At 52.5% G+C, this 26,393-nt stretch carries 31 protein-coding genes and 1 tRNA gene; 19 read left to right on the top strand and 13 right to left on the bottom strand.

Annotation, left to right across the window (positions count from 1 at the left end; translation table 11 throughout):
• Nucleotides 1-4 precede the first annotated feature (4 nt).
• Genes lptA through SIK69_RS11780 form a run of 5 tightly spaced genes read right to left on the bottom strand, consistent with a single transcriptional unit; the run spans nucleotide 5 to nucleotide 3,665 of the window.
• The gene (gene lptA, locus SIK69_RS11800; RefSeq protein ID WP_319627412.1) at nucleotides 5-565 is read right to left on the bottom strand and encodes a lipopolysaccharide ABC transporter substrate-binding protein LptA; all 561 of its coding nucleotides are present in this window, start codon (nucleotides 563-565) and stop codon (nucleotides 5-7) included.
• Nucleotides 546-1,109, bottom strand: coding sequence for an LPS export ABC transporter periplasmic protein LptC (gene lptC, locus SIK69_RS11795; RefSeq protein WP_319627411.1), 564 nt, complete (start codon nucleotides 1,107-1,109; stop codon nucleotides 546-548). The genes lptA and lptC overlap by 20 nt, the downstream gene beginning before the upstream one ends.
• Nucleotides 1,106-1,672 carry a 3-deoxy-manno-octulosonate-8-phosphatase KdsC gene (gene kdsC, locus SIK69_RS11790; protein ID WP_319627410.1) on the bottom strand — a complete coding sequence of 189 codons (567 nt, stop codon included), beginning with the start codon at nucleotides 1,670-1,672 and terminating at the stop codon, nucleotides 1,106-1,108. Before kdsC ends, lptC begins: the two co-directional genes overlap by 4 nt.
• 14 nt (nucleotides 1,673-1,686) lie before the next feature.
• Nucleotides 1,687-2,673, bottom strand: a complete 987-nt coding sequence (gene kdsD / locus SIK69_RS11785; RefSeq protein ID WP_319627409.1) for an arabinose-5-phosphate isomerase KdsD — start codon at nucleotides 2,671-2,673, stop codon at nucleotides 1,687-1,689.
• A gap of 14 nt (nucleotides 2,674-2,687) precedes the next feature.
• Complete coding sequence (locus tag SIK69_RS11780; RefSeq protein ID WP_319627408.1) at nucleotides 2,688-3,665, bottom strand: calcium/sodium antiporter; 978 nt, start codon at nucleotides 3,663-3,665, stop codon at nucleotides 2,688-2,690.
• 210 nt (nucleotides 3,666-3,875) lie between these two features.
• Between SIK69_RS11780 and mlaF the strand changes: the two genes are divergently transcribed.
• The 7 genes from mlaF to murA all read left to right on the top strand — a co-directional run bounded on the left by mlaF (nucleotide 3,876) and on the right by murA (nucleotide 8,668).
• Nucleotides 3,876-4,688: a phospholipid ABC transporter ATP-binding protein MlaF gene (gene mlaF, locus SIK69_RS11775; protein WP_319627407.1), complete on the top strand. Its 813-nt coding sequence runs from the start codon at nucleotides 3,876-3,878 to the stop codon at nucleotides 4,686-4,688.
• Between the two features lie 7 nt (nucleotides 4,689-4,695).
• Nucleotides 4,696-5,478: a lipid asymmetry maintenance ABC transporter permease subunit MlaE gene (mlaE, locus tag SIK69_RS11770; RefSeq protein ID WP_319627406.1), complete on the top strand. Its 783-nt coding sequence runs from the start codon at nucleotides 4,696-4,698 to the stop codon at nucleotides 5,476-5,478.
• A 4-nt stretch (nucleotides 5,479-5,482) separates the two neighbouring features.
• A complete protein-coding gene (mlaD, locus tag SIK69_RS11765; protein WP_319627405.1) occupies nucleotides 5,483-6,034 on the top strand; it encodes an outer membrane lipid asymmetry maintenance protein MlaD in 552 nt (183 codons plus the stop codon).
• A gap of 18 nt (nucleotides 6,035-6,052) precedes the next feature.
• Nucleotides 6,053-6,688 (top strand): phospholipid-binding protein MlaC, encoded by a 636-nt coding sequence (gene mlaC, locus SIK69_RS11760; protein WP_319627404.1) that lies wholly within the window; start codon nucleotides 6,053-6,055, stop codon nucleotides 6,686-6,688.
• Nucleotides 6,688-6,978 (top strand): lipid asymmetry maintenance protein MlaB, encoded by a 291-nt coding sequence (gene mlaB, locus SIK69_RS11755; RefSeq protein ID WP_319627403.1) that lies wholly within the window; start codon nucleotides 6,688-6,690, stop codon nucleotides 6,976-6,978. The genes mlaC and mlaB overlap by 1 nt, the downstream gene beginning before the upstream one ends.
• A gap of 124 nt (nucleotides 6,979-7,102) precedes the next feature.
• Complete coding sequence (ibaG, locus tag SIK69_RS11750; protein WP_319627402.1) at nucleotides 7,103-7,357, top strand: BolA family iron metabolism protein IbaG; 255 nt, start codon at nucleotides 7,103-7,105, stop codon at nucleotides 7,355-7,357.
• 51 nt (nucleotides 7,358-7,408) lie between these two features.
• A complete protein-coding gene (gene murA, locus SIK69_RS11745) occupies nucleotides 7,409-8,668 on the top strand; it encodes a UDP-N-acetylglucosamine 1-carboxyvinyltransferase (protein WP_319627401.1) in 1,260 nt (419 codons plus the stop codon).
• Nucleotides 8,669-8,725: 57 nt separating this feature from the next.
• Here the strand turns inward: murA and sfsB are convergent, their stop codons facing one another.
• Nucleotides 8,726-8,995 (bottom strand): DNA-binding transcriptional regulator SfsB, encoded by a 270-nt coding sequence (sfsB, locus tag SIK69_RS11740; protein WP_319627400.1) that lies wholly within the window; start codon nucleotides 8,993-8,995, stop codon nucleotides 8,726-8,728.
• A 186-nt stretch (nucleotides 8,996-9,181) separates the two neighbouring features.
• On the bottom strand, nucleotides 9,182-10,153 hold the full coding sequence (gene ispB / locus SIK69_RS11735) for an octaprenyl diphosphate synthase (RefSeq protein WP_319627399.1): 972 nt from the start codon (nucleotides 10,151-10,153) through the stop codon (nucleotides 9,182-9,184).
• A 257-nt stretch (nucleotides 10,154-10,410) separates the two neighbouring features.
• On the opposite strand from ispB, the gene rplU reads away from it, so the two are divergent.
• The 4 genes from rplU (at nucleotide 10,411) to cgtA (ending at nucleotide 13,248) form a co-directional block, all read left to right on the top strand.
• Nucleotides 10,411-10,722 (top strand): 50S ribosomal protein L21, encoded by a 312-nt coding sequence (gene rplU, locus SIK69_RS11730; protein WP_106994824.1) that lies wholly within the window; start codon nucleotides 10,411-10,413, stop codon nucleotides 10,720-10,722.
• 19 nt (nucleotides 10,723-10,741) lie between these two features.
• The gene (gene rpmA, locus SIK69_RS11725; RefSeq protein WP_007673187.1) at nucleotides 10,742-10,999 is read left to right on the top strand and encodes a 50S ribosomal protein L27; all 258 of its coding nucleotides are present in this window, start codon (nucleotides 10,742-10,744) and stop codon (nucleotides 10,997-10,999) included.
• Nucleotides 11,000-11,093: 94 nt separating this feature from the next.
• Entirely contained in the window at nucleotides 11,094-12,059 is a 966-nt protein-coding gene (locus SIK69_RS11720; protein ID WP_319627398.1) for a DMT family transporter, read from the top strand.
• A gap of 16 nt (nucleotides 12,060-12,075) precedes the next feature.
• Nucleotides 12,076-13,248 (top strand): Obg family GTPase CgtA, encoded by a 1,173-nt coding sequence (cgtA, locus tag SIK69_RS11715; protein ID WP_319627397.1) that lies wholly within the window; start codon nucleotides 12,076-12,078, stop codon nucleotides 13,246-13,248.
• A 49-nt stretch (nucleotides 13,249-13,297) separates the two neighbouring features.
• Here the strand turns inward: cgtA and dacB are convergent, their stop codons facing one another.
• Nucleotides 13,298-14,731, bottom strand: coding sequence for a serine-type D-Ala-D-Ala carboxypeptidase (gene dacB / locus SIK69_RS11710; RefSeq protein ID WP_319627396.1), 1,434 nt, complete (start codon nucleotides 14,729-14,731; stop codon nucleotides 13,298-13,300).
• A gap of 248 nt (nucleotides 14,732-14,979) precedes the next feature.
• Here dacB and greA point away from each other — a divergent pair, with 248 nt between their 5' ends.
• Nucleotides 14,980-15,456, top strand: coding sequence for a transcription elongation factor GreA (gene greA, locus SIK69_RS11705; protein WP_319627395.1), 477 nt, complete (start codon nucleotides 14,980-14,982; stop codon nucleotides 15,454-15,456).
• A gap of 139 nt (nucleotides 15,457-15,595) precedes the next feature.
• Here greA and yhbY read toward each other — a convergent pair whose 3' ends face one another.
• On the bottom strand, nucleotides 15,596-15,889 hold the full coding sequence (gene yhbY / locus SIK69_RS11700) for a ribosome assembly RNA-binding protein YhbY (RefSeq protein ID WP_319627470.1): 294 nt from the start codon (nucleotides 15,887-15,889) through the stop codon (nucleotides 15,596-15,598).
• Nucleotides 15,890-16,014: 125 nt separating this feature from the next.
• Between yhbY and rlmE the strand changes: the two genes are divergently transcribed.
• The 7 genes from rlmE (at nucleotide 16,015) to SIK69_RS11665 (ending at nucleotide 22,187) form a co-directional block, all read left to right on the top strand.
• Nucleotides 16,015-16,644 (top strand): 23S rRNA (uridine(2552)-2'-O)-methyltransferase RlmE, encoded by a 630-nt coding sequence (gene rlmE / locus SIK69_RS11695; RefSeq protein WP_319786147.1) that lies wholly within the window; start codon nucleotides 16,015-16,017, stop codon nucleotides 16,642-16,644.
• Nucleotides 16,645-16,758: 114 nt separating this feature from the next.
• Nucleotides 16,759-18,693: an ATP-dependent zinc metalloprotease FtsH gene (gene ftsH / locus SIK69_RS11690; RefSeq protein ID WP_319627393.1), complete on the top strand. Its 1,935-nt coding sequence runs from the start codon at nucleotides 16,759-16,761 to the stop codon at nucleotides 18,691-18,693.
• A gap of 101 nt (nucleotides 18,694-18,794) precedes the next feature.
• Entirely contained in the window at nucleotides 18,795-19,643 is an 849-nt protein-coding gene (folP, locus tag SIK69_RS11685) for a dihydropteroate synthase (RefSeq protein WP_319627392.1), read from the top strand.
• Entirely contained in the window at nucleotides 19,636-20,973 is a 1,338-nt protein-coding gene (gene glmM / locus SIK69_RS11680) for a phosphoglucosamine mutase (RefSeq protein WP_319627391.1), read from the top strand. Before folP ends, glmM begins: the two co-directional genes overlap by 8 nt.
• 228 nt (nucleotides 20,974-21,201) lie before the next feature.
• Nucleotides 21,202-21,531, top strand: a complete 330-nt coding sequence (gene secG, locus SIK69_RS11675; RefSeq protein ID WP_319627390.1) for a preprotein translocase subunit SecG — start codon at nucleotides 21,202-21,204, stop codon at nucleotides 21,529-21,531.
• Between the two features lie 9 nt (nucleotides 21,532-21,540).
• Nucleotides 21,541-21,627, top strand: a tRNA-Leu gene (locus tag SIK69_RS11670).
• 161 nt (nucleotides 21,628-21,788) lie between these two features.
• Nucleotides 21,789-22,187 (top strand): KPN_03583 family lipoprotein, encoded by a 399-nt coding sequence (locus SIK69_RS11665; protein ID WP_319627389.1) that lies wholly within the window; start codon nucleotides 21,789-21,791, stop codon nucleotides 22,185-22,187.
• Nucleotides 22,188-22,236: 49 nt separating this feature from the next.
• On the opposite strand, the gene SIK69_RS11660 is transcribed toward SIK69_RS11665, so the two are convergent.
• The 4 genes from SIK69_RS11660 to argG all read right to left on the bottom strand — a co-directional run bounded on the left by SIK69_RS11660 (nucleotide 22,237) and on the right by argG (nucleotide 26,291).
• Nucleotides 22,237-22,788 carry a YfaZ family outer membrane protein gene (locus SIK69_RS11660; protein ID WP_319627388.1) on the bottom strand — a complete coding sequence of 184 codons (552 nt, stop codon included), beginning with the start codon at nucleotides 22,786-22,788 and terminating at the stop codon, nucleotides 22,237-22,239.
• A gap of 79 nt (nucleotides 22,789-22,867) precedes the next feature.
• A complete protein-coding gene (gene ompA, locus SIK69_RS11655) occupies nucleotides 22,868-23,905 on the bottom strand; it encodes a porin OmpA (protein ID WP_319627387.1) in 1,038 nt (345 codons plus the stop codon).
• Between the two features lie 218 nt (nucleotides 23,906-24,123).
• On the bottom strand, nucleotides 24,124-24,753 hold the full coding sequence (locus tag SIK69_RS11650) for a winged helix-turn-helix transcriptional regulator (RefSeq protein WP_319627386.1): 630 nt from the start codon (nucleotides 24,751-24,753) through the stop codon (nucleotides 24,124-24,126).
• Between the two features lie 191 nt (nucleotides 24,754-24,944).
• Complete coding sequence (gene argG / locus SIK69_RS11645; RefSeq protein ID WP_319627385.1) at nucleotides 24,945-26,291, bottom strand: argininosuccinate synthase; 1,347 nt, start codon at nucleotides 26,289-26,291, stop codon at nucleotides 24,945-24,947.
• Nucleotides 26,292-26,393 lie beyond the last annotated feature (102 nt).

Genomic DNA, 26,393 nt, shown 5'->3' with positions numbered 1-26,393 from the left:
CGTCTTAGTTACTCTTTTTAGGCTGAGCCGGTGTGGTGGTTTTGCCGCTCTTATCCTGCAGCTGCGATGGCACCAGAACCGTGGTCACGCGCTTACCTTTTTCGCTAAACGCCTGCATTTTCTGCTCTTTCACCAGATAGGTGATTTTGTCACCTTTAATGTTGCTATCAACCTGTTCCAGGTAGGCATTGCCGGTCAGAACCACCAGATCGTTGGCGACTTCATAGTGCATCTTCGATGCATGGCCGTTTACCGGTTTGCCGTTATCCTGCATCTGGTAGAAGGTGGCCGGATTACCGTAGCCGTCCATCGTCTCTTTACCTTTAACGCCAGCCGGGCGGGTGACCACCACTTTGTCAGCATTAATTTTGATGGTGCCCTGCGTGACGATAACGTTGCCGGTGAACGTCGCGACGTTCCCCTGCATGTCGAGGGATTGCTGATCGGATTCAATGTGAATCGGCTGATCGGTATCGCCCGTCAACGCCAGCGCCGGGAGGCTGGCGGCCAGCAATGCGCTGGCAAGGGCAAGCTTAAAGCTGAATTTATTTGTTTTGAATTTCATAAGAGGTTCTCACCTTTTCAATCAGCTGAGCGTTTTTGCTGCGTAAGTTGCCGCGCATTTTGAGGCCGCTGGAATTAAATGTTGTACCGTACAACGTCACCAGATCGTCTGAACTTACGTCCTGAGTCACCAAATTGACAATGGCGTTATCCGTCGTGACTTTGCGAAGCTGAGAGTCTTCCGTCAGGGCGTTGATCTCAACGTGTCCGTAAAGATACAGCATACGGTCATTCGTCAGTTTGGCCTTATCGGCCTTAATAGACCACGTCGGGACTTTATTGACGTCGAAAGTGGTCAGGACAGGTCGGGTAAACCAGGTTATCGCCTGGTCAGAAAAATACTCGACGTGTTCAGCAATCAAATGATAGCTCAGCGCCCCTTCAGGGCTGTAGACCACGCTATCAGTATGTTCGCTTTTGTAAGTGGGTTCGTTATTGTTCGCAACCACCGGTGCAGGTGCGTCTTTATCTACTAAATTGAAGCCGATAAGCACCAGCGCCAGTAGCGAAAGCAGAATGATAACCCAACGTCTGGTTTTACTCATATCGATTGCCCTTTGGCTTCATCCAACTTGCCCTGAGCCAGCAGCAATAAATCGCACACTTCACGTACCGCACCGCGCCCACCGTCAATGCGGGTGACATAATCCGCGCGTGGGGGCAGCAGAGGATGGGCATCTGCTACGGCGACGCTCAGCCCGACTTCAGCCATGACTGGCCAGTCAATCAGATCGTCTCCAACGTAGGCGACTTCATCCGGCTGTAGGGAAAGGGTATCCAGCAGTTCGTTATAGGCGATAAGCTTGTCGGACTGTCCCTGCCACAGATGGGTAATGCCCAATGTTTTGCAACGGTCTTCTACCAGTTTAGCTTTTCGCCCGGTGATAATTGCAACTTCTATGCCTGATGTCAGCGCACAGCGAATACCGTAGCCATCGCGCACGTTGAAGGCTTTCAGCTCTTCGCCGTTGTTGCCCATGTAAATCAGCCCGTCGGACAGCACGCCGTCGACATCAAGGATGAGCAGGCGGATTTTCTCTGCCTTCTCCATCACCTGAGAGCTAACCGGTCCATAGCAGGTCGTTACCGACGCGCCAGCATTACTCATTGTTTTTTCCTTACTTACACTACGCCAGCGCGCAGCAGATCATGCATATGTATCACACCCAGCAGATGGTCGCCATCGGCAACCATTACGCAGGTGATATGACGGGACTGCATCAGGTTCAGCGCATCAACGGCCAGAATACCCGGACGGACACGAATGCCGCCCCGGGTCATCACGTCGGCGATACTGAGGTCACGCACATCAACGCCCATATCAAACACCCGACGTAAGTCGCCATCGGTGAAAATTCCTTCGATTTTCATCTGGTCATCACAGATAACGGTCATACCCAAATTTTTACGGGTGATTTCAAGGAGGGCATCGCGCAGGGAGGCGTCTTTACTGACGTGCGGTATTTCATCCCCAGTGTGCATGATATCGTTCACCCGCAGTAATAGCTTACGACCCAGCGCACCACCCGGGTGAGAGAGGGCAAAGTCCTGCGCGGTAAACCCACGGGCCTTCAGCAAGGCCACGGCGAGCGCATCGCCCATCACTAATGCGGCGGTGGTGCTCGACGTCGGTGCCAGGCCGAGCGGACAGGCTTCTTTTGGGACGCTGACGCACAGATGAATATCCGCCGCTTTCGCCATGTTGCTTTCTGGGCGGCTGGTCATGCAGATGAGCGGAACCTGCAGACGTTTCAACACCGGGATAAGCGCCATAATTTCATTGGATTCGCCGGAGTTTGACAGCGCAATCACCACGTCCTGCGGGGTGACCATGCCGAGGTCGCCGTGTGCGGCTTCACCAGGATGGACAAAGAAGGAGGGGGTGCCGGTACTGGCAAAGGTGGCCGCCATCTTCCGGCCTATGTGTCCGGATTTCCCCATTCCCATCACGACAACTTTACCGCCGCAGTAAGCCATTTTTTCGCAGGCAAGTGCGAAATCCTGGTTAATGTACTGATCGAGCTGGGCCAGACCTTCACGTTCAATCTCCAGCACCTCAAGGCCTGCCTGTTGAAAGTCAAAATCCGGCTGCAAATCTATTTGCGACATAATGTTATCCCGATTCACTCTGCGAAAAACGGCGTGCCCCACCAGAGGAACGCCAGCCAAACAAGAAAGCATCCGATCAGTAATGCCCCTGCGCCTTTGCCAATTTGCGGCTTACGACGCCAGCACAACACGGCAAAAATTACGCTGACCAGCACCATCACACCGTAATCACGGCTAAATGCCAGCGGGTTGAACGGCCCCGGCGCGACCAGCGCAGGGATGCCCATTACGATGGCAATATTGAAAATGTTAGAGCCGATGATATTGCCAATAGCGATATCATCCTCTCCTTTACGTGCGCCAGCGATTGCTGTTGCCAGTTCTGGCAGGCTGGTGCCAATGGCAATCACCGTCAGGCCGATCGTCAATTCGCTCATCGCGAAGTAGTTGGCCAGCACCGTGGCGTTATCCACCACCATGCGCGTCGCCATCGGCATAATAATCAGTGCGACCCCGAGCCACAAACAGGCTACGGGCAGCGAACCTTCACGCGGGAGCTCTGCTAATTGTTCGCGCGTCAGGCTGTCATTTCCTTGCCGTTCGGCCAGACGGGCGATTTTAACAATATAAAACAGCCATAGGACAGCCAGCGCGAACAGAAAGAGACCATCCATTCGGGTTAGCTGCCCATCATACAGCACAAAGCCCGCTAACAGGCTGACGACTAACATTAGCGGCAATTCGCGACGCAGGATATCGGAATGGGCGGTAAATGAGTGCAGCAGTGCGCCGAGGCCGAGGATCAGCAAAATATTGACGATGTTTGAGCCGATGGCGGTGCCGATAGCCAGATCGATTTGCCCGTGAAAAGACGCCGTGACGGAAACAATAATCTCCGGAAGCGATGTCCCGACGCTGACTACCGTCATGCCAATGATCAGCGGCGGAATGTTCATGCTGCGGCAAAGAATCGATGCGGCAAAGACCAGACGATCGGCACTGTAGACCACCAGAAGTAAACCAATTATTAACAGAGCCGTCGCTAAAAGCATCTAAAGTCCTTTCTTCAGGTATAATCGCCAGCCCCTTTGCACCCTTCGCAAGGTGAGGACGAATTCCTAATTTTGACTTTATGCGTTGAAAAAGTAAAACAAATGCCTGCTTTCGCTAACTGCGGCGGGTAAGATTCTGTAAAAATGATGGGTTAGGGGCGCAAGAACACGCCATGCTTAACCTGAAGAGGTTTTTCCAGGGATAAACCTATGAACCAGACACTGGATAATTTAGTCGATGTGCGCGGTGTGAGTTTTACGCGTGGCACCCGAAGTATCTTCGACAACATCTCGCTGTCGGTTCCGCGCGGTAAAATTACCGCCATCATGGGACCGTCAGGGATTGGCAAAACCACGCTACTGCGTTTGATCGGCGGGCAAATTCCGCCTGACAGCGGCGAGATCCTGTTCGACGGTGAAGATGTACCCACCATGACGCGCTCCCGGCTGTATGACGTGCGTAAACGCATGAGCATGCTGTTCCAGTCCGGTGCGTTATTTACTGATATGAACGTTTTTGACAACGTTGCGTATCCGCTGCGTGAACATACCCGCTTGCCCCCGCCGTTGCTGAAAAGCACGGTAATGATGAAGCTCGAAGCGGTAGGTTTGCGTGGGGCTGCTAAACTGATGCCTTCTGAACTCTCCGGCGGGATGGCGCGTCGTGCCGCACTGGCGCGCGCAATTGCCCTCGAGCCGGATTTAATCATGTTCGATGAGCCGTTTGTCGGGCAGGACCCGATTACCATGGGCGTGCTGGTGAAGCTGATTTCTGAGCTCAATAGCGCCCTGGGCGTCACCTGCGTCGTGGTCTCTCACGACGTGCCGGAAGTGCTGAGCATTGCCGATTACGCCTATATCGTGGCCGACAGGAAAATTGTCGCTCACGGTAGCGCACAGTCGTTGCAGGAAAACGGCGATCCGCGCGTGCGTCAGTTCCTGGATGGAATTGCCGATGGCCCGGTGCCGTTCCGTTTTCCTGCGGGCGATTATCAACACGATCTACTCGGAACAGGGAGTTAAGTTACTCATGCTGCTAAAAGCACTGGCTGCGCTCGGACATCGGGGGATTAAGACTCTCTCGACCTTCGGGCGCGCCGGGTTAATGTTGTTTAATGCTGTTGTTGGCAAGCCAGAGTTTCGTAAACATGCACCTTTATTAATCCGCCAGCTGTATAACGTCGGCGTCCTGTCGATGGTGATTATTCTGGTGTCGGGCGTGTTTATCGGGATGGTGCTGGGGCTGCAAGGCTATCTGGTTCTCACCACCTACAGTGCTGAAACCAGTCTCGGTATGCTGGTGGCGCTGTCGCTGCTGCGTGAACTCGGTCCGGTGGTCGCAGCCCTGCTGTTTGCCGGACGTGCGGGTTCTGCACTGACCGCCGAAATCGGTCTGATGCGTGCGACAGAGCAGCTGTCGAGCATGGAAATGATGGCCGTCGATCCGCTGCGTCGGGTGATTGCTCCACGCTTCTGGGCGGGCGTCATTTCACTGCCACTGCTGACCATCATTTTTGTTGCCGTCGGTATTTGGGGCGGATCGCTGGTTGGCGTGAGCTGGAAAGGTATTGATGCCGGCTTCTTCTGGTCAGCGATGCAAAACGCCGTCGACTGGCGAATGGACCTGGTGAACTGCGTGCTCAAAAGCGTGGTGTTTGCCATTACGGTGACCTGGATTGCATTGTTCAACGGTTATGATGCGATCCCCACTTCCGCAGGGATCAGCCGCGCAACGACCCGCACCGTGGTGCATTCGTCGCTGGCGGTACTGGGGCTGGATTTTGTGCTGACTGCACTGATGTTTGGGAATTGAGTTCATGCAAACGAAAAAAAGTGAAATTTGGGTAGGCGTGTTCTTGCTGGTGGCATTTTTGGCCGCGCTGTTTGTTTGCCTGAAAGCGGCAGATGTCACCTCTTTACGAACGGAGCCAACCTATCAGGTGTATGCCACCTTCGATAATATCGGCGGTCTGAAAGCACGATCTCCGGTCCGTATCGGCGGCGTCGTGGTAGGCCGTGTGGCTGACATTACGTTAGATCCGAAAACCTATTTGCCACGCGTGACGCTGGACATCGAAGAACAGTACAACCAAATTCCGGATACCAGTTCGCTGGCTATCCGTACTTCTGGTCTGCTGGGTGAGCAGTATCTGGCGCTCAACGTCGGTTTTGACGACCCGGAAATGGGCACCGCTATGCTGAAAGAGGGCAGTACTATCCAGGATACGAAGTCTGCGATGGTGCTGGAAGACCTGATTGGTCAGTTCCTCTATAACAGCAAAGGCAGTGACAATCAGAATTCCGGCGATGCGCAAAGCCCGGCGGCAGACCATACTGACGCTACGGCCCCTGCGGCAACGACGCACTAATTTCAGGAGAATTAACCCATGCTTAAACGCTTACTTATGGTTGCCATGCTGGTGATTGCCCCGTTGACGGCGGCCACCGCAGCCGATCAGTCGAATCCTTATAAACTGATGAATGAAGCGGCGCAGAAAACCTTTGACCGTCTGAAAAATGAGCAGCCGCAGATCCGCGCGAACCCGGATTATCTGCGCCAGATTGTGGATCAGGAGTTGATGCCGTATGTGCAGATTAAATATGCCGGCGCGCTGGTTTTAGGGCGTTATTACCGTGATGCCACTCCAGCTCAGCGCGAGGCGTACTTTGCCGCCTTCCATGAATACCTGAAACAGGCTTATGGTCAGGCGCTGGCGATGTACCACGGTCAGACTTACCAGATTGCCCCGGAAAAACCGCTTGGCGATGCCACTATTCTGCCGATTCGTGTCACTATCGTTGATCCTAACGGTCGCCCGCCGGTACGTCTCGATTTCCAGTGGCGTAAAAATACCCAGACCGGTAACTGGCAGGCGTTTGATATGATTGCCGAAGGCGTCAGCATGATCACCACCAAACAGAACGAGTGGAGTGACCTGCTGCGTACCAAAGGGATCGATGGCCTGACGGCCCAGTTGCAGAGTATCGCTAAGCAGCCGATTACGTTGGATCAGAAAAAATAATGGCAGACTCATTACGCTGGACGCGTGAAGGCGGGAGACTGTCATTACAGGGGGAGCTTGATCAGGATTTCCTGGTTCCCCTTTGGGAAGCGCGTGAAGAGGCAACTCAGGGCATCGACACTATCGATCTCACGGCGATCACCCGAGTGGATACCGCGGGTGTGGCGTTACTGATGCATCTGGTGGCACATATTCGCCAGCAGGGCGGTACGGTGAAGATTGAGGGTAAAAGTGAAAAGATGAATACCCTGGTGCAACTTTATAATCTCACGCCCGATCTGATCCCCTAACGTATTCAATGTATTACTCTTAAAAGCCTCAACGTTTTGTGCGTCGGGGCTTTTTGCTTGTTTAAGACCGCCTCACTTTCCTCTAAGATGTTGGGCTGTTTTCACTATCAGATGAAATTACCCCATGGAAAATCATGAAATTCAGACAGTGCTTATGAACGCACTCTCCCTTCAGGAAGTCCACGTCTCTGGCGATGGCAGTCACTTTCAGGTTATTGCCGTGGGCGAACTGTTTGAAGGAATGAGTCGGGTGAAGAAACAGCAGACCGTCTATGCCCCGCTGATGGAATACATTGCTGACAACCGCATTCATGCCCTGTCGATCAAAGCGCATACCCCGCAAGAGTGGGCACGCGATCGCAAACTCAACGGTTTTTAAGTAACGGGTGTCGCCCGTTACACAGGTGAATTTTAAAAGAGATTTGAACGAATGGATAAATTTCGTGTACAGGGGCCTTCACGTCTCCAGGGCGAAGTGAGCATCTCCGGTGCCAAAAATGCGGCACTGCCGATCCTTTTCGCTGCACTGCTGGCTGAAGAGCCGGTTGAAATTCAGAACGTACCGAAGCTGAAAGATATCGATACCACCATGAAGCTGCTGGGCCAGCTGGGAACCAAAGTTGAACGTAACGGTTCCGTGTGGATTGATGCCAGTGAGGTTAACGTCTTCTGTGCGCCGTACGAGTTGGTGAAAACCATGCGTGCGTCTATCTGGGCGCTCGGCCCGCTGGTGGCGCGTTTTGGTCAGGGTCAGGTTTCTCTGCCGGGTGGCTGTGCAATCGGCGCACGTCCGGTCGATCTGCATATTACCGGCCTGGAGCAGCTTGGGGCTGAGATCAAACTGGAAGAAGGCTACGTTAAAGCTTCTGTGAATGGCCGTCTGAAAGGCGCGCACATCGTAATGGACAAAGTGAGCGTCGGAGCCACGGTGACCATTATGAGTGCTGCCACGCTGGCAGAAGGTACCACCATTATCGAGAATGCTGCGCGCGAGCCAGAGATTGTCGATACTGCCAACTTCCTGAATACGCTGGGTGCGAAAATCAGCGGGCAGGGTAGCGATCGCATCACTATCGAAGGCGTTAAGCGTCTCGGTGGCGGCGTGTACAGCGTTCTGCCTGACCGTATCGAAACCGGTACCTTCCTCGTCGCAGCCGCCATCTCCGGGGGCAAAATCGTTTGTCGTGACGCGCAGCCTGATACGCTGGACGCGGTGCTGGCTAAACTGCGCGAAGCCGGGGCCGACATCGAAGTCGGTGAAGACTGGATTAGCCTTGATATGCACGGCAACCGCCCGAAAGCGGTAAACGTGCGTACAGCGCCGCATCCGGGATTCCCGACCGATATGCAGGCCCAGTTCACGCTGCTGAACCTGGTGGCAGAAGGCACTGGTGTGGTAACAGAGACGATTTTTGAAAACCGTTTCATGCACTTGCCTGAACTGATTCGTATGGGTGCTCACGCTGAAATCGAAAGCAATACCGCGATTTGTCACGGCGTTGAGAAACTGTCCGGGGCACAGGTGATGGCGACCGATCTGCGTGCGTCTGCAAGCCTGGTGCTGGCGGGGTGTATTGCCGAAGGGACGACGATTGTGGAGCGTATCTACCACATCGATCGTGGCTACGAGCGCATCGAAGATAAACTTCGTGCGCTGGGCGCAAGCATCGAGCGTATCAAAGGCGAGTAATATCGCCTCCTGCTAAGGCATCCCCTCGTCAGCGCGACGTGGGGGTGCTTCTCGGTTTTACTTCTCTTTCGGCTGTCTAATTTGCTGGGTTCTGTCGATGAACTCATGGGTGACGGGGTCATGGTAGCGTGACGGCCAGATAACCCACGGTTCGGTGCCTAATGCCGTCGCAATAATCAATTCTCCCTTCGGCCAGTCACGGTTGAGCGCATTCGCCAGCGTCGATGAGCTAAGTCCATTTCTGCGGGATTCAGCCGCCAATGACGTTCCTTTTTTACGCAATCCGGCAATGATATCTGCAGGATGCCAGTCGATAAGCTTATCCATACTTTCTCCCTGATGATAACCAAACCACCTTGACCAGTGGCGGAGTTACTATAGCGCTGAAAGCAGGTAAGTTCTAAAAAGTTCAAGTAAAGTGCGGCGATATTCGGATTAAATCAAGATCGCATAGGGGGCGGGAAGCGGTGGGATTTTTTATTAGAACTTTCCCGCGCAGAACGCGGGAAGAGATTAATGATCGCGCTGAACGGCAATATGGGCCAGCGCAATAAGCGCTTCACGCCATGGCGTATCAGGCAGGCATTGAAGAGCCTGAATGGCTTTGTCAGCTTCTTCTTCGGCGCGCTGGCGGGTCCACTCCAGCGATCCGCAATCTGCCATCGCTTGCAGAACGGGTTCCAGTAAATGACGACCGTTGCCTTCTTCGATAGCCTGACGAATCATGGCGTTCTGTTCAGGCGTTCCGTTGCGCATTGCGTGTAGCAGAGGCAGGGTAGGCTTGCCTTCGTTCAGGTCATCACCCACATTCTTACCGAGCGTTTCACCGTCCGCGCTGTAGTCGAGCAGGTCGTCAATCAGCTGGAAAGCGGTGCCAAGATAGCGACCGTAGTCCTGCAGACCTTTTTCCTGTTCTTCCGTACAGCCAGCCAGAAGGCCAGAGCACTGTGATGCCGCTTCAAACAGACGCGCCGTTTTGCTGTAGATAACGCGCATGTAGTTTTCTTCGGTGATGTTAGGGTCGTTCACGTTCATTAGCTGCAGGACTTCACCTTCAGCAATCACGTTCACGGCCTCGGACATCACCTCAAGAATTTTCAGCGATCCCAGGCTGGTCATCATCTGGAATGCGCGAGTATAGATAAAGTCCCCTACCAGCACGCTGGCAGCGTTTCCAAATGCGGCGTTGGCCGTTGCTTTGCCTCGGCGCATATCTGATTCATCCACGACGTCGTCGTGCAGCAGTGTCGCTGTGTGGATAAACTCAATAAGCGCTGCGATAGTGACGTGAGCGTTCCCCTGGTAGCCAACAGCGCGAGCTGCCAGTACCGCGATCATTGGACGAATGCGTTTCCCGCCTCCACTGACGATGTAATAGCCAAGTTGATTGATCAACTGGACGTCAGAGTTGAGTTGTTCAAGGATTGCCGCATTGACACCCGCCATATCTTGCGCGGTTAACTCATTGATTTTTTCTAAATTCATCGCAAAAGCCGGGCTTTATGTCCTGTTTACCGCTTATCCATAAGGGATAACGAAGAGTCTGGGTTACAATTGTAGCCCTGATTGTACTGAAAAAACGGCGCAGATAAACGTTACCGTGTGCGTTGTGGTTTTTTTCTGCATGTAGTGATGATCGCACTTGTCAAAGGCTCACCTTTTGCGTAATATTCGCGCCCTATTGTGAATATTTATAGCGCACTCTGAATCACACGAAGATGTGCGCGGAAGCGGAGTTTTATATGTACGCGGTTTTCCAAAGTGGTGGTAAACAACACCGAGTAAGCGAAGGTCAGACCGTTCGCCTGGAAAAGCTGGACATCGCAACTGGCGAAGCTGTTGAGTTCGCTGAAGTTCTGATGATCGCAAACGGTGAAGAAGTCAAAATCGGCGTTCCTTTCGTTGATGGCGGCGTAATCAAAGCTGAAGTTGTTGCTCACGGTCGTGGCGAGAAAATTAAAATCGTTAAGTTTCGTCGTCGTAAACACTATCGTAAGCAGCAGGGCCATCGTCAGTGGTTTACTGATGTGAAAATCACCGGCATCAGCGCCTAAGACCTGAGGAGTAGATTAAATGGCACATAAAAAGGCTGGCGGCTCAACTCGTAACGGTCGCGACTCAGAAGCTAAACGTCTGGGTGTAAAACGTTTCGGTGGCGAAACAGTTCTGGCAGGTAGCATCATCGTTCGTCAACGTGGTACCAAATTCCACGCTGGCAACAACGTTGGTTGTGGCCGTGACCACACTCTGTTTGCTAAAGCAGACGGTAAAGTGAAATTCGAAGTTAAAGGTCCGAACAACCGTAAGTACATCAGCATCGTTGCTGAGTAAGTTTTTCGGTCCGGTGACGGATGAAAGCCCCGCAACGTGTTGCGGGGCTTTTTACATTAGAAGTCCGGAAAATTTCGTACAGGGATAAACGGGCATGAAACAGCAGGCGGGCATTGGTATCCTTTTGGCGCTCACCACCGCAATATGTTGGGGTGCATTGCCAATTGCAATGAAGCAGGTGCTGGAGGTGATGGAGCCTCCGACTATCGTGTTTTACCGCTTTCTGATGGCAAGTATTGGCCTTGGGTCGATTCTCGCTATCAAAGGCAAGTTACCGCCGCTGCATCTATTCCGTAAACCACGCTGGCTGGTGCTACTCGCCATTGCCACCGGGGGCTTGTTCGGAAACTTTATTCTGTTCAGTTCGTCGCTGCAGTATTTGAGTCCTACCGCCTCACAGGTGATAGGACAACTGTCGCCCGTGGGTATGATGGTTGCCAGCGTCTTCATTCTGAAAGAGAAGATGCGCGGGACGCAGGTGATTGGCGCAATTATGCTGCTCTGCGGTCTGGTGATGTTTTTCAACACCAGTCTGATAGAGATTTTCACCCGCCTGACGGATTACACCTGGGGCGTCATTTTTGGCGTCGGAGCGGCAACCGTCTGGGTGAGTTATGGCGTCGCGCAAAAGGTATTATTGCGCCGTCTGGCCTCACCGCAGATCCTGTTTTTACTGTACACTTTATGTACATTAGCATTGCTGCCGTTGGCAAAGCCGGGTGTCATTACCCAGCTGAGCGACTGGCAATTGGCCTGCCTGATTTTCTGTGGACTAAACACCCTGGTGGGTTACGGTGCGTTGGCGGAAGCCATGGCGCGCTGGCAGGCGGCACAGGTGAGCGCGTTAATCACGCTGACTCCCCTGTTTACACTGTTATTTTCAGATTTATTATCAATGGCCTGGCCCGATTTCTTCGCCAGACCGATGTTGAACCTTTTAGGTTATCTCGGTGCGTTTGTCGTGGTTGCGGGCGCGATGTATTCCGCCATTGGTCATCGTCTATGGGGACGGTGGCGTAAGCGTGAAGCGGTTGTACCGCTACCCCGCTCAGGCGAATGATTTACGGAGAAGTAAAATGAAGTTTGTTGATGAAGCAACGATCCTGGTTGTGGCAGGGGATGGCGGCAATGGCTGCGTCAGCTTCCGTCGTGAAAAATATATTCCTCGTGGCGGCCCGGATGGCGGCGACGGCGGTGACGGCGGTGACGTCTGGCTGGAAGCCGACGAAAACCTTAACACCCTGATCGACTATCGCTTTGAAAAATCTTTCCGCGCTGAGCGTGGGCAGAATGGTCAGAGCCGTGACTGTACCGGTAAACGTGGTAAAGATGTGACGGTAAAAGTACCGGTCGGCACGCGTGTTATCGATCAGGGCACTGGCGAAACCATGGGCGACATGACTCAACATGGTCAGCGCCTGATGGTGGCGAAGGGCGGCTGGCATGGCCTGGGTAACACCCGTTTTAAATCATCCGTAAACCGTACTCCGCGTCAGAAGACGATGGGCACGCCGGGCGATAAGCGCGACCTGCAGCTGGAGCTGATGCTGTTGGCCGACGTCGGGATGCTGGGTATGCCGAATGCGGGTAAATCTACCTTCATCCGTGCTGTCTCCGCCGCTAAGCCGAAAGTGGCCGATTATCCGTTTACCACACTGGTGCCAAGCCTCGGCGTGGTGCGTATGGATAACGAGAAAAGCTTTGTTGTGGCCGATATCCCAGGGCTGATTGAAGGCGCAGCGGAAGGGGCTGGGCTGGGGATCCGTTTCCTGAAACACCTCGAGCGTTGCCGCGTTCTGCTGCATCTCATCGATATCGATCCGATCGACGGTTCTGATCCGGTTGAAAATGCCCGCATCATTATTGGCGAACTGGAAAAATACAGCGAGAAGCTGGCTGAAAAACCACGCTGGTTGGTCTTCAACAAGATTGACCTGATGGACAAAGCCGCTGCCGAAGAAAAAGCTAAAGCGATTGCTGAAGCCTTGGGTTGGGAAGATAAATTCTATCTGATCTCTGCCGCAAGCCAGCAGGGTGTGAAAGATCTTTGCTGGGACGTGATGACCTTCATCATCGAAAACCCGGTGGTGAAAGCCGAAGAAGAGAAGCAGCCTGAGAAAGTCGAGTTCATGTGGGATGACTACCATCGCCAGCAGCTTGAAGAAGCAGAAGTTGAGGACGATGAAGAGTGGGATGACGATTGGGATGAAGACGACGAAGAAGGTGTCGAGTTCATCTATAAGCACTAAGTCGCTGTTCTGCAGTTAAGAAAGGCTCCCATCGGGAGCCTTTTTCGTATCAGTTGTTCTGGTAAATATCTTTGTACAACCGGCTTTCGAAGCGCACCAACGGAATGCGGCGGTTGCGCTGATCGGCAGGCTCCACGGCATAGCCCGACAGATATTGCACAAAGGCCATACGCTGCCCGCTGGCCGTGGTAATAAAGCCTGCGAGGTTATACACCCCTTGTAACGAGCCGGTCTTCGCCGACACCTTCCCGTCAACACCAGCCTGATGCAGGCCAGCACGGTACTGCAGAGAGCCGTCATAGCCCGCCAGCGGTAACATTGAGATGAAGTTAAGTTCGGTATCGTGCTGCGCGATGTACTGCAACACCTGCATCATGGTGGCCGGTGCCAGCAGATTGTGACGCGACAGGCCGGAGCCATCGGCAATAATGGTGTTACCCAAATCGACACCCGCCTGCTGACGTAAAATCTGGCGCACGGCATCTGAACCCGCACGCCAGGTGCCGGGTACGCCAAAGCGTGCATGGCCAATGGTGCGGAACACCGTATCGGCAATCATGTTGTCCGATTTTTTCAGCATAATCTTCAGCAGATCGTGCAGGGGCGCTGACTGCTTGCTGGCGATCACCGTGCCCGGATCGTTGGTCAGTGTCTGGCGCAGCAAGGTACCGGAATAGGTGATCCCGGCCTGTTTCAGCTCGCTCTTAATGATCGCCCCGGCGTAACTGGCCCCATCCTGAATCGCAAACGCCAGCGGGAGGGGTTCTGAGCGCTGTGGCAGGCACCCAGTCAGGGTGTAGCGATTTAAATCGCCTGGCACCACGTCCAGCTCACAATACTGCGCTTCACCGGACCCCTTGGGCAGGGTTCGGACCTGACTAAACATGGTCACCGGGTAATATGATGCGACGCGAATAAACGCCAGATCGCCAGGTTTTGGCGCGCTGTAGAGTGAAATCGAGAAGCAGTTACGATCGATAATGGCAGCAGAAGGCGGGGCACTGAAGCATTGCGTCAAATCATTCCAAGGCCAGCCGGGCGCTTTGTCATGGCTCGCGAAAACTGAGGTATCAATCAGCACATTACCGTCGATTTGCTGCACGCCCGACTTCTTCAGAACGGCGATCATATTGCGAATATCCTGACGTTTTAGCGTCGGATCGCCGCCAAATCGTGCAATAAGGTCACCTTTTAGAATGCCATTATCAACGCTACCTTTACTTTCCAGTGTTGTGGTGAAGCGAAAATCGGGACCCAGCTGGAGTAACGCCGCGAGGGCGGTTATGACCTTTTGGGTACTGGCCGGCAAAGCCATCTGCTGGCTGTGATAATCAATCTCTGGTGCCTTGGCACCGATTTTCTGAACCATGAGGGCTAGATTCGCGCCAGCCGGGAGCTGAGTGACATACTCATCTACGTTCGCTGCCTGGACGCTAAAAGCTAAACTGCTGGTCAATCCGATGATAAATCTGGAAAATCGCATAATCTCGCGCTAACAACCTGGAATCAAACAGCCATACTACGGCGCATCGCCCTGTAAAGTAAACGGTGACCCATAGTGAACTTTCAGGGTAAAATACGCATCAAACAGAAAAATTGCCGCTGGCCTGGAAATTTTGTTCCGGGTCAGTTTTCTTTTTGCTTAACTTCTGGCTCTCTCATGGAGAACAGAGGGAAGTGCAGGTCTGCAGCGCTTGCTGTGCCTGAAGGAATGATGAAGAGGTATAACTCATGCAAGCTATTCCGATGACCTTACGTGGTGCTGAAAAACTGCGCGAAGAACTGGAGTACCTGAAATCCGTTCGTCGCCCTGAAATCATTGCGGCGATTGCCGATGCCCGTGAACATGGCGATCTGAAAGAGAATGCAGAATATCATGCCGCCCGCGAGCAGCAGGGTTTCTGCGAAGGCCGTATCAAGGATATCGAAGCGAAGCTGTCTAATGCTCAGGTTATCGACATCAGCAAAATGCCGAAGACGGGTCGGGTCATTTTTGGTGCCACCGTACAGGTGCTGAATCTGGATAACGACGAAGAGACAAGCTGGCGCATTGTGGGCGATGATGAGGCTGATTTTAAGCAGAATCTCATTTCTGTGAATTCACCTATCGCCCGTGGCCTGATCGGCAAAGAACAAGACGATGTGGTGACTATCCAAACGCCCGGCGGCGAAGTGGAATATGAAATCATCAAAGTGGATTATCTCTAATCCTGCTTGTTGACAGAATGTAAAGATAAGAAAAAGGCCGCATAGCGGCCTTTTATCAACGTTAAGAGCGTGGCATTTTGCTCACCTGCCCGCGAAACCCCTCGTTTTACACATCAAATGTGTTCAATTCAGGTTACTCTTAACGTGGCAGCGAGATTTTACGCTCTGCTGTTGGGCGATACAGAACAAGCATTTTACCGATGACCTGTACATTACAGGCGCCGGTTTCGCGAACGATAGCTTCCACGATAAGGACTTTAGTCTCGCGATCTTCCGAGGCGATTTTCACCTTGATGAGTTCGTGGTGCTGCAACGCTTGTTCAATCTCGGCCAGTACCCCTTCGGTCAAACCATTATTGCCAAGCATAACTACCGGCTTGAGCGGATGTGCCAGACCTTTCAGGTGCTGTTTTTGTTTAGTACTCAGATTCATCGTATATTTTTGCTTACGTTGGGATTGAAAACGGTTCATTCTACCGCCATCTCTCAACTATCGCCAAATCGGCCGTTAAAATTTATGCAGCCGACTATGATGGTCTGCCCCGATGGGAATGTTAAATGACAGGTAAAAAGCGTTCTGCCAGCTCAAGTCGTTGGCTCCAGGAACACTTTAGCGATAAATATGTTCTCCAGGCACAGAAAAAGGGGTTACGTTCCCGTGCCTGGTTTAAACTTGATGAAATACAGCAAAGTGACAAACTTTTTAAGCCGGGAATGACGGTAGTCGATCTCGGTGCAGCACCCGGCGGATGGTCACAATATGCGGTGACACAGATCGGGGGCGCAGGCCGCATCATCGCTTGCGATCTTTTACCGATGGATCCAATCGTTGGTGTGGACTTCCTTCAAGGCGATTTTCGTGATGAATTAGTCCTGAAAGCGTTACTTGAACGTGTAGGTGACAGTAAAGTCCAGGTTGTCATGTCCGATATGGCTCCAAACATGTGCGGAACACCAGCGGTGGATATTCCCCGTGCCATGTATCTGGTGGAGCTGGCGCTTGAGATGTGCCGAGATGTGTTGGCACCAGGCGGCAGTTTTTTAGTGAAGGTGTTTCAGGGCGAAGGTTTCGAGGAGTACCTTAAGGAAATTCGCTCCCTGTTTACGACAGTTAGAGTTCGTAAGCCGGGCTCTTCACGCGCACGTTCGCGTGAAGTGTACATTGTAGCGACCGGGCGAAAACCATAACCCGACCATTTTAAGCCTATGCCGGTACGGCGGCGGTATGAAATGTGTCGGATGTATAGTAACCTGACGCTGTTATTAACACAGTTGTAATAAGAGGTTAATCCCTTGAGTGACATGGCGAAAAACCTAATACTCTGGCTGGTCATCGCAGTCGTATTGATGTCAGTGTTCCAGAGCTTTGGGCCCAGCGAGTCAAATGGCCGTAAGGTGGATTACTCTACCTTCCTGCAAGAGGTCAATCAGGACCAGGTTCGCGAAGCGCGTATCAACGGACGTGAGATCAACGTTACCAAGAAAGATAGTAACCGTTACACGACTTATATTCCGGTTAACGATCCTAAGCTGCTTGATAACCTGCTGACCAAAAACGTGAAAGTCGTTGGTGAACCGCCTGAAGAACCAAGCCTGCTGGCTTCTATCTTCATTTCCTGGTTCCCGATGCTTCTGCTGATTGGGGTCTGGATCTTCTTCATGCGTCAGATGCAGGGCGGTGGTGGTAAAGGTGCCATGTCGTTTGGTAAGAGCAAAGCGCGCATGTTGACCGAAGACCAGATTAAAACCACGTTTGCTGACGTTGCAGGCTGCGACGAAGCGAAAGAAGAAGTGGCTGAACTGGTTGAATACCTGCGTGAGCCGAGCCGTTTCCAGAAGCTGGGCGGTAAAATACCAAAAGGCGTTCTGATGGTGGGCCCGCCGGGTACCGGTAAAACGCTGCTGGCGAAAGCTATCGCCGGTGAAGCGAAAGTGCCTTTCTTCACTATTTCCGGTTCTGACTTCGTGGAAATGTTCGTGGGTGTTGGTGCATCTCGTGTGCGTGACATGTTCGAGCAGGCCAAGAAAGCCGCACCGTGCATTATCTTCATCGATGAAATCGACGCCGTAGGCCGCCAACGTGGTGCAGGTCTGGGCGGTGGTCACGATGAACGTGAGCAGACGCTGAACCAGATGCTGGTCGAGATGGATGGCTTCGAAGGCAATGAAGGCATCATCGTGATTGCAGCAACCAACCGTCCAGACGTTCTTGACCCAGCGCTGCTGCGTCCAGGCCGTTTCGACCGTCAGGTTGTGGTCGGTCTGCCAGACGTTCGTGGTCGTGAGCAGATCCTTAAAGTGCACATGCGTCGCGTACCGCTGGCACCCGATATCGACGCGGCAATTATCGCGCGTGGTACACCTGGTTTCTCTGGTGCAGACCTGGCGAACCTCGTCAACGAAGCTGCTCTGTTCGCCGCTCGCGGTAACAAGCGGGTGGTGTCGATGGTTGAGTTCGAGAAAGCGAAAGATAAAATCATGATGGGTGCGGAACGTCGCTCCATGGTGATGACCGAAGCGCAGAAAGAGTCGACGGCTTACCATGAAGCCGGCCACGCGATTATCGGCCGCCTGGTACCGGAACACGATCCGGTGCATAAAGTGACGATTATTCCACGCGGTCGTGCATTGGGTGTGACCTTCTTCCTGCCAGAAGGCGATGCAATCAGCGCCAGCCGTCAGAAGCTGGAGAGTCAAATCTCTACGCTGTACGGCGGTCGTCTGGCTGAAGAAATCATCTACGGTGTGGAACATGTTTCTACCGGTGCGTCCAACGATATTAAAGTTGCGACTAACCTGGCGCGTAACATGGTCACCCAGTGGGGCTTCTCCGACAAACTCGGTCCGCTGCTGTATGCGGAAGAAGAGGGCGAAGTGTTCCTTGGTCGTTCGGTGGCTAAAGCCAAACATATGTCCGATGAAACGGCGCGTATCATCGACCAGGAAGTGAAGGCGCTTATCGAACGTAACTACGCTCGTGCCCGTCAAATCCTGAACGACAACCTGGACATCCTGCACTCGATGAAAGATGCGCTCATGAAATATGAGACCATCGATGCGCCGCAGATTGATGATCTGATGGCTCGCCGTGATGTTCGCCCGCCAGCGGGCTGGGAAGATCCAGGCGCGTCCAATAACTCTGATAGCAATGGCACCCCACGTGCTCCGCGTCCGGTCGATGAGCCGCGTACGCCGAACCCGGGCAACACCATGTCAGAGCAGTTGGGCGACAAATAAGTTATCCGTTGTTGATGACGCTGCGTTAACTGAAAACCCTGGGGCTGCTGCTCCGGGGTTTTTTTATTTTGCTAACTTTTTAACCATACCAGGGATTCTTCATGAAACTCTTCGCCCAGGGCACCACACTCGACCTCGCTTATCCGCACGTGATGGGCATCCTGAACGTCACCCCGGACTCTTTTTCGGACGGCGGGACGCACAACACGCTGGTTGAGGCGGTAAAACATGCCAATCTGATGATCAATGCCGGGGCCACTATTGTGGACGTTGGCGGCGAGTCGACGCGTCCGGGGGCGTCTGAAGTGAGCGTGGACGAAGAGCTTTCCCGCGTTATCCCGGTGATTGAAGCCATCGCCCAGCGCTTTGAGGTATGGATTTCGGTTGATACCTCTAAGCCTGAAGTTATTCGTGAGTCGGCGCGGGTCGGGGCGCATATCATTAATGACATTCGTTCCCTGACCGAGCCGGGCGCACTGGAGGCGGCAGCAGAAACGGGCTTGCCGGTCTGTCTGATGCACATGCAGGGCGAACCACGAAACATGCAGGACGCGCCTAAGTATGCCGACGTCTTTGCGGATGTGAATCGCTACTTTTATGAGCAAATTGCGCGCTGTGAAGCTGCGGGTATCACAAAAGACAAATTGTTGCTCGACCCGGGATTCGGTTTCGGTAAAAATCTCTCCCACAATTACGCACTCCTTGCACGTTTGTCAGAGTTTCATCATTTCGACCTGCCGCTGTTGGTGGGAATGTCGAGAAAAACGATGATTGGGCAGTTGCTGAATGTCGGGCCATCAGAACGTCTTAGTGGCAGTCTGGCCTGCGCAGTGATAGCAGCGATGCAGGGGGCACATATTATTCGCGTTCACGACGTGAAAGAGACAGTTGAGGCGATGCGTGTGGTCGAAGCCACCCTTGCTGCAAAGGAAAACAAACGCTATGAGTAACCGTAAATATTTTGGCACCGACGGCATTCGCGGTCGCGTGGGCGATAGCCCAATCACCCCTGATTTTGTGCTCAAGCTCGGTTTTGCAGCCGGTAAAGTGCTGGCTCGTCACGGCTCACGCAAAGTGATCATCGGTAAAGACACGCGTATTTCCGGGTACATGCTGGAATCAGCGCTTGAAGCGGGTCTGGCGGCAGCAGGACTTTCTGCATCCTTCACTGGACCAATGCCAACCCCGGCGGTGGCTTATCTGACCCGCACTTTCCGTGCTGAAGCTGGGATCGTGATTTCCGCATCCCATAACCCGTTCTACGACAATGGCATTAAATTCTTCTCCATCGAAGGCACCAAGCTGCCGGATGCGGTCGAGGAAGCTATCGAGGCGGAACTGGAAAAAGAGATAACCTGCGTTGATTCAGCGCAGCTCGGTAAAGCCAGCCGCATCGTTGATGCCGCAGGTCGCTATATCGAATTCTGTAAAGCGACGTTTCCGAATGAGTTAAACCTCAACGAGCTGAAAATTGTGGTCGACTGTGCGAACGGGGCGACTTACCACATTGCGCCGAATGTGTTCCGCGAACTCGGTGCAAAAGTGATTGCCATCGGCTGTGAGCCCAACGGTCTGAACATCAATGAAGAAGTTGGCGCTACTGACGTCCGCGCTCTGCAGGCACGTGTGCTGGCGGAAAAAGCACATCTGGGAATCGCGTTTGACGGCGACGGCGACCGCGTCATCATGGTTGACCATGAAGGCAATAAAGTCGACGGCGATCAGATCCTCTACATCATTGCGCGTGAAGGCCTGCGTCAGGGCCAGCTTCGCGGGGGAGCCGTTGGCACCCTGATGAGCAACATGGGTCTGGAAGTGGCGCTTAAACAGCTGGGTATTCCGTTCACCCGCGCGAAAGTGGGCGACCGCTACGTGCTGGAAGCGATGCAGGAAAAGGGCTGGCGTATTGGGGCTGAAAACTCCGGCCACGTTATCCTGCTCGACAAAACCACCACAGGGGACGGCATTGTGGCGGCATTGCAGGTAGTCGCGGCGATGGCTCGTAATCATATGACGCTACAGGACTTGTGCAGCGGTATGAAAATGTTCCCGCAGGTACTAGTGAACGTTCGCTATACCGATGGCGCAGAAAATCCACTGGAAAACGAAACGGTGAAAAGCATCACCGCCGAAGTGGAAGCGGCATTAGGCAATCGTGGGCGCGTGCTGTTGCGTAAATCAGGCACCGAGCCGCTGATTCGCGTCATGGTTGAAGGCGAGGATGATGCTCAGGTGACGGCGTTTGCCAACCGTATTGCCGACGCGGTGAAAGCGGTTTAATCGCCGCGTTAACTGTTTAAAAAGGCAGCTTTTGCTGCCTTTTTGCTAAACAGGATTTCCGTTTTTGCTGTTTTTTTCCGCACTTGATACAATGCATCAAAATTGCCCTTGCGAACCCCATTCGCTTTGGTTAGTATTCACACCCGCTTCAGTGGGAAACATTAAAAAGTCCCGCTTTATTGGTTGAAGCAATTGGTATGCGGTAGTACCGCAAGGAACAGGTTGATTATGTACGAAGCTCTTCTGGTCGTTTTCCTTCTTGTTGCGATTGGCCTCGTTGGTCTGATCATGCTGCAGCAAGGTAAAGGCGCTGATATGGGAGCCTCCTTCGGAGCAGGCGCATCCGCTACACTGTTTGGCTCAGGTGGTTCTGGTAATTTCATGACCCGCATGACAGCAGTTCTGGCAACGCTGTTCTTCGTCATCAGTCTGGTTCTGGGTAACATCAATACCAACAAGACCAGCAAAGGAAGCGAGTGGGATAACCTGACTGCACCGAAATCGGAGCAGACTCAGCCAGCAGCACCGGTCCAGCCGAGCAGCGATATCCCGCACTAAGTTTTCAGTACCGAGGTGGTGGAATTGGTAGACACGCTACCTTGAGGTGGTAGTGCCCTAACGGGCTTGTGGGTTCGAGTCCCATCCTCGGTACCAATATTCCAGAAAAGAGACGTCGAAAGACGTCTTTTTTTGTTTTTGTCCCTTAGGCTTTCCCATAGTTTTTTATTAAACAAAACTCTCCTGTTGGTTCCTGTTATTAATGGATAAAGTCGGCTTCGCCTATTTTTCCATCCTATCGCAGGAATGAAGCCACCGTGAAAATATCCAAAGTTGTGACCCTGACGGGAATACTCATGCTGACTGCATGCAGCAGTTCGTCATCCTTAACAACCGTCAATGAAATACGGGACATGCCGGTGCCTGTGGTCCATGCGCAAAATAATCCCACAGCCGACACCACCGCCGTGAATAATTGTTATAAAGAAAACGCCACGCGGCTGAGTGAACTGCAATACACGCTAAAAACGAATATGGGCGATGATGTTAAAACGTCTGAAGTTTTCGATACCAAGAGTGATGCTCACCGCGTCTTTACCGCATTATCAAAACTCGAGCAGATCTCTGCGATGAATGAAACCTATCGCAAAGAGGGGAATATTGCCGGATTGAAGGCCATTAATGAAATGCTGAAACCGCTGAAGGCCACGGCCTGAAGAAGGGCAGAAGAAGAGATTGCCGGTGGCCGGCAATCTCAGGAATGATTTAGAAGCTAAAGTTGAAGCCTGCATACGGCCCATCGGCCAGCGTGTTGTCACGGTGACCGTTTTTACCTGCCATATTAATATAGCGATAGCCCGCCTCTATGTTCATTGATTTCAGGACGCGCAGACGAACACCCGCATTCCCTTCGACGTAATCTTCCACACCGCTCGACATCGAATCGGGTGAATAGTAGTAGTCTCCAAATACGGTAATGAAGTCGCCGACTGGCACCTGCGCGCCGCCGCCAACCGCTACCGCATACCCTTCGTCACCGTCTTTCGGGTTCAGATACAGCGCTTTTCCGCCGAGGGTAAACAGGAACGGCCCTAACGGCATATTCCAGCCCATACCCAGGCCGGCAATGTCACCATCATCATCACTGTGACCCCAGTTACCATTGAACGTGAGGCCTGGTTCATTTGCCCCGAAACTGGCAGACAGGTTGGTAAATTCTTCGCCGGCCTCAGCATGGAGATTAACAGACGCGTTGGCTGCCGCGGCGGTACCGAGTGTTGCAATCAGAAGAGCTGCTTTTAGCTTAAACATACGCATGGGTTGATCCTTCAGACAAAAAAAGCCCGATGCGTGTGATCGGGCAAATGAATCAAGTGTTTGCTATCGCGAGTAAAGATTACTGACCGGAGATCTGCACAACGACACGGCGATCGGGAGACAGGCAGCTGATCAGCGCATTACCAGTCTGGTTGTCGCAGGTGTTGCCGGTCACAGATTCGCTCGCACCACGGCCTTCAGTCTGGATGTTAGCGGCTGGCATACCGTCAGCAACCAGCTGGTCAGCAACGGCCTGAGCACGACGTGCCGACAGTTCCTGGTTGTATTCAGCCTGTCCGGTACGGTCGCTGTAGCCGATTACGGTGGTGCTGTTATTTTTAGCAGACTGCATCTCCGGAGAGTTATACATCTGGTTGATGGCTGCTTTACCTTCTTCGGTCAGCGTGGCGGAATCATAACCGAACATCACATCAGACTTCAGGTTGAAGGTTTTCACTTCAGGAGCAACAACTGGGGCTGCTACCACGGCAGGTACAACGTCGTCGTGCTGGCCGAAGCGATACACAATACCTGCGGTAACAGAGTGGATGTCGGAGCTCAGACCGATCTGGTTAGAGTTACCCACGTTGGAGACCCACTGGTATTCCAGACGGCCAGCCCAGTTTTTGCTGAAGGCATACTCGGTACCTGCTGCGACCAGAGGACGGACGCCTGTTTCGAAGTTGTTTTTGCCAGCAACGTCGGTTTCAGCACGGTAACCCATTGCACCGAAGCGGCCATACAGGTCCCAGTCATCGGTCAACGCGTAGCTGGTTTTCAGAGACAGTTGCAGACCCTGGCTCTTCATTTTCGCGCCGTTAACGCCGTGGTTACCGTTGAATTGCGCATTACCGAGGTAGTCATAGCCACCTTCCACTGCCAACCAGTCGTTGATCTGGTAGCCGCCGAATACTCCGCCGCCCACATTGTCGTGGTCAACGTTGAAATCGTTGGAAGCATTCAGGCTTTCGTTGAAGTTTTTGTCACCGCTGACATCAGCGTAATGAGACCAACCGAATTTAGCACCACTGTACCAGGTACCAGCATCACCAGCAGCAAATGCGGTGGACACAGCGCACGCGTTTAAAACCATCAGAGCGACAAGCGTCTTTTTCATTTTGAACTTTGATCCTATATTGAAGTCGAAAACTCATTGAGTTCGCTGAATAACGTAGGTCGTTAAGATATAGGTGAATTTCAATAGTTGTTAATTCTAAAAAGTTTAAATTTAAATCTGGAGCGAAATTTAGGCGAGAGTTTGTCAGGGGGTTTTAATGTGTTTTTAAATGTAAATGTCTTCTGCGAATATTTCACTCGCAGAAGGTTGATTCAAAATTAGAATTTTTCTGGCAATGTTTCAATGTGCTGTAAATAACCGCCGCGGATAAACTGAATGTATTTTCCTTTCTTTAACGCCGACAGTACATTGAGAATACTACTGCGAGAGAGATGTGTTCTGTCCTGGATGTAATCGAGGATTGAAATTCTCATACGCATTTCTTCAGGCAGCAGGATCATTTCCATCAGGTGATTACGAATCACCGCATAGGTGCGCTGTTGTAAAACCAGGGCATCACGATAAGCCAGATATGCGGTATGGTATGCCAGCAAGGCTGTCACATCTTCCCAAAGATTCTCCTCCCTAAAAATACGGATGGCATCCTCAGCATCAATCCGGGATATGACTGACTCAATCTCGGTACGTAAAACATGGCCGCGCATGGGTTGCAGCATTTCGGCGAGACCAAATACATGCCCTTCATAGACCGTGATCATCAGTAAGCCATCGGAAGCTCGGAGCATGGAAATCTCGCCCTCCCTGAAAAGCCAGAGTTGCTGCTTGCCTTTGTAATGCCAGTTAATCTTTTTTCTGGCAATGGCATTGATGGGCGTGGCGTGGGGTTCGAGTGCGTCCAGAAGTCGATTAATTGCCTGCTGTGGACGAATTGGGGGCGATATGTGCATAGAGATCCTCATGATAAATGACGATTTCTGCCGTCAGAAATGATAGATGATATGTTAATGCACAATAGGGAAGAGCGACAGGTAAAATAGACTTAAAGATCGTCTATGGTTAAGAAAATGATGCGTGTTGGCAATGTTTTTCAAATGCAAAAATAATAAAGGCCGGAGATCCGGCCTATGGCGGGTAAAACTTATTTTTTGCTCAGGCTTTCCTGATTTTCAACCTGCGGCAATCCGTTTCCGCTTGAAGCAGACAGCAGGCCCGTTTTTGCGTAACCAATGAGTTTCTCACGGGTGTCGGTGATATCCAGGTTGCGCATGGTCAACTGACCGATACGATCGTCTGGTGAGAACACTGAATCGCCTTTCTCCATGGTCAGACGTTCTGCTTTGTAGGTCAGGTTGTCAGACACAGTATTGAGGATCGAATAGTCGTTGCCGCGACGCAGTTCCAGGGTTACTTCTCCGGTAATGGCGCTGGCGACCCAACGCTGTAAGCCATCACGCAGCATCAGTGCCTGAGAATCAAACCAGCGACCCTGATACAACAGACGGCCCAGCTGACGGCCATGGGCATGGTACTGCTCAATGGTGTCTTCGTTGTGGATCCCCGTTAGCAGGCGCTCATAGGCAATATGCAGCAGGGCCATACCCGGTGCTTCATAGATCCCGCGGCTTTTCGCTTCGATAATACGGTTTTCAATCTGATCGCTCATACCCAGACCGTGACGGCCACCGATACGATTGGCTTCCAGCATCATCTCGACATCGTCGCTAAAGGTTTTGCCATTCAGCGCCACCGGACGGCCTTGCTCGAAGCGGATGGTCACTTCTTCCGCCGGGATCTTGACGCTTTCGTCCCAGAATTTGACGCCCATAATCGGATTGACAATTTTGACGCTGGAGTTCAGGAATTCCAGATCTTTGGCTTCATGGGTTGCGCCAAGCATGTTGGAGTCGGTGGAATAGGCTTTTTCGACCGACATCTTGTAGTCGAAACCGCAGGCAATCATAAACTCAGACATTTCCAGACGACCACCAAGCTCGTCGATGAAGTCGGTATCCAGCCACGGTTTGTAAATTTTCAGCTCGGCGTTGGTCAGCAGGCCATAACGATAAAAACGTTCGATATCGTTACCTTTATAGGTGCTGCCGTCACCCCAGATGTTGACGCCGTCTTCTTTCATGGCGGCAACCAGCATGGTGCCAGTTACGGCGCGCCCGAGTGGGGTCGTGTTGAAATAGGTCAGACCGCCGGTGGTGTTGTGGAACGCACCGCACTGGATTGCGGCGATGCCCTCAGCAACCAGCTGCTTACGGCAATCAATAAGACGTGCATTTTCAGCGCCGTACTCCATTGCGCGGCGTGGGATAGCATCGTAGTCCTCTTCATCCGGCTGACCGAGGTTCGCGGTGTAGGCATAGGGTACAGCGCCTTTTTTTCGCATCCACAGCAGTGCGGCGCTGGTGTCCAGACCACCGGAGAAAGCGATACCAATACGTTGACCAGATGGAAGATGCTTGAGAATCGTCGTCATAAAGTAAAACCCTGCTTGCCAGACTGTGGTGAGGTAAGTGCTTTAGCGCTTACTGCATGTTTATGCAAAATAAGTGAGTTTTCATTTAATCATCTTTTTCCG

The sequence above is a fragment of the Scandinavium lactucae genome (assembly GCF_033843265.1).
Classification (GTDB): Bacteria; Pseudomonadota; Gammaproteobacteria; order Enterobacterales; family Enterobacteriaceae; genus Scandinavium; species Scandinavium lactucae.
The sequence above is the reverse complement of the archived record's forward strand: the minus strand, read 5'-3'. Positions and strand labels throughout refer to the sequence as shown.

Coding starts and splice junctions, on each gene's coding strand:
- rpmA (WP_007673187.1), top strand. CDS start 10,742: ATGGCACATAAAAAGGCTGGCGGCTCAACTCGTAACGGTCGCGACTCA.
- mlaE (WP_319627406.1), top strand. CDS start 4,696: ATGCTGCTAAAAGCACTGGCTGCGCTCGGACATCGGGGGATTAAGACT.
- mlaF (WP_319627407.1), top strand. CDS start 3,876: ATGAACCAGACACTGGATAATTTAGTCGATGTGCGCGGTGTGAGTTTT.
- ibaG (WP_319627402.1), top strand. CDS start 7,103: ATGGAAAATCATGAAATTCAGACAGTGCTTATGAACGCACTCTCCCTT.
- sfsB (WP_319627400.1), bottom strand. CDS start 8,995: ATGGATAAGCTTATCGACTGGCATCCTGCAGATATCATTGCCGGATTG.
- SIK69_RS11650 (WP_319627386.1), bottom strand. CDS start 24,753: ATGCACATATCGCCCCCAATTCGTCCACAGCAGGCAATTAATCGACTT.
- greA (WP_319627395.1), top strand. CDS start 14,980: ATGCAAGCTATTCCGATGACCTTACGTGGTGCTGAAAAACTGCGCGAA.
- rplU (WP_106994824.1), top strand. CDS start 10,411: ATGTACGCGGTTTTCCAAAGTGGTGGTAAACAACACCGAGTAAGCGAA.
- argG (WP_319627385.1), bottom strand. CDS start 26,291: ATGACGACGATTCTCAAGCATCTTCCATCTGGTCAACGTATTGGTATC.
- mlaB (WP_319627403.1), top strand. CDS start 6,688: ATGGCAGACTCATTACGCTGGACGCGTGAAGGCGGGAGACTGTCATTA.
- glmM (WP_319627391.1), top strand. CDS start 19,636: ATGAGTAACCGTAAATATTTTGGCACCGACGGCATTCGCGGTCGCGTG.
- kdsC (WP_319627410.1), bottom strand. CDS start 1,672: ATGAGTAATGCTGGCGCGTCGGTAACGACCTGCTATGGACCGGTTAGC.
- mlaC (WP_319627404.1), top strand. CDS start 6,053: ATGCTTAAACGCTTACTTATGGTTGCCATGCTGGTGATTGCCCCGTTG.
- folP (WP_319627392.1), top strand. CDS start 18,795: ATGAAACTCTTCGCCCAGGGCACCACACTCGACCTCGCTTATCCGCAC.
- yhbY (WP_319627470.1), bottom strand. CDS start 15,889: ATGAATCTGAGTACTAAACAAAAACAGCACCTGAAAGGTCTGGCACAT.
- SIK69_RS11780 (WP_319627408.1), bottom strand. CDS start 3,665: ATGCTTTTAGCGACGGCTCTGTTAATAATTGGTTTACTTCTGGTGGTC.
- SIK69_RS11660 (WP_319627388.1), bottom strand. CDS start 22,788: ATGCGTATGTTTAAGCTAAAAGCAGCTCTTCTGATTGCAACACTCGGT.
- SIK69_RS11720 (WP_319627398.1), top strand. CDS start 11,094: ATGAAACAGCAGGCGGGCATTGGTATCCTTTTGGCGCTCACCACCGCA.
- lptC (WP_319627411.1), bottom strand. CDS start 1,109: ATGAGTAAAACCAGACGTTGGGTTATCATTCTGCTTTCGCTACTGGCG.
- dacB (WP_319627396.1), bottom strand. CDS start 14,731: ATGCGATTTTCCAGATTTATCATCGGATTGACCAGCAGTTTAGCTTTT.
- ompA (WP_319627387.1), bottom strand. CDS start 23,905: ATGAAAAAGACGCTTGTCGCTCTGATGGTTTTAAACGCGTGCGCTGTG.
- secG (WP_319627390.1), top strand. CDS start 21,202: ATGTACGAAGCTCTTCTGGTCGTTTTCCTTCTTGTTGCGATTGGCCTC.
- lptA (WP_319627412.1), bottom strand. CDS start 565: ATGAAATTCAAAACAAATAAATTCAGCTTTAAGCTTGCCCTTGCCAGC.
- murA (WP_319627401.1), top strand. CDS start 7,409: ATGGATAAATTTCGTGTACAGGGGCCTTCACGTCTCCAGGGCGAAGTG.
- ispB (WP_319627399.1), bottom strand. CDS start 10,153: ATGAATTTAGAAAAAATCAATGAGTTAACCGCGCAAGATATGGCGGGT.
- kdsD (WP_319627409.1), bottom strand. CDS start 2,673: ATGTCGCAAATAGATTTGCAGCCGGATTTTGACTTTCAACAGGCAGGC.
- cgtA (WP_319627397.1), top strand. CDS start 12,076: ATGAAGTTTGTTGATGAAGCAACGATCCTGGTTGTGGCAGGGGATGGC.
- mlaD (WP_319627405.1), top strand. CDS start 5,483: ATGCAAACGAAAAAAAGTGAAATTTGGGTAGGCGTGTTCTTGCTGGTG.
- ftsH (WP_319627393.1), top strand. CDS start 16,759: ATGGCGAAAAACCTAATACTCTGGCTGGTCATCGCAGTCGTATTGATG.
- rlmE (WP_319786147.1), top strand. CDS start 16,015: ATGACAGGTAAAAAGCGTTCTGCCAGCTCAAGTCGTTGGCTCCAGGAA.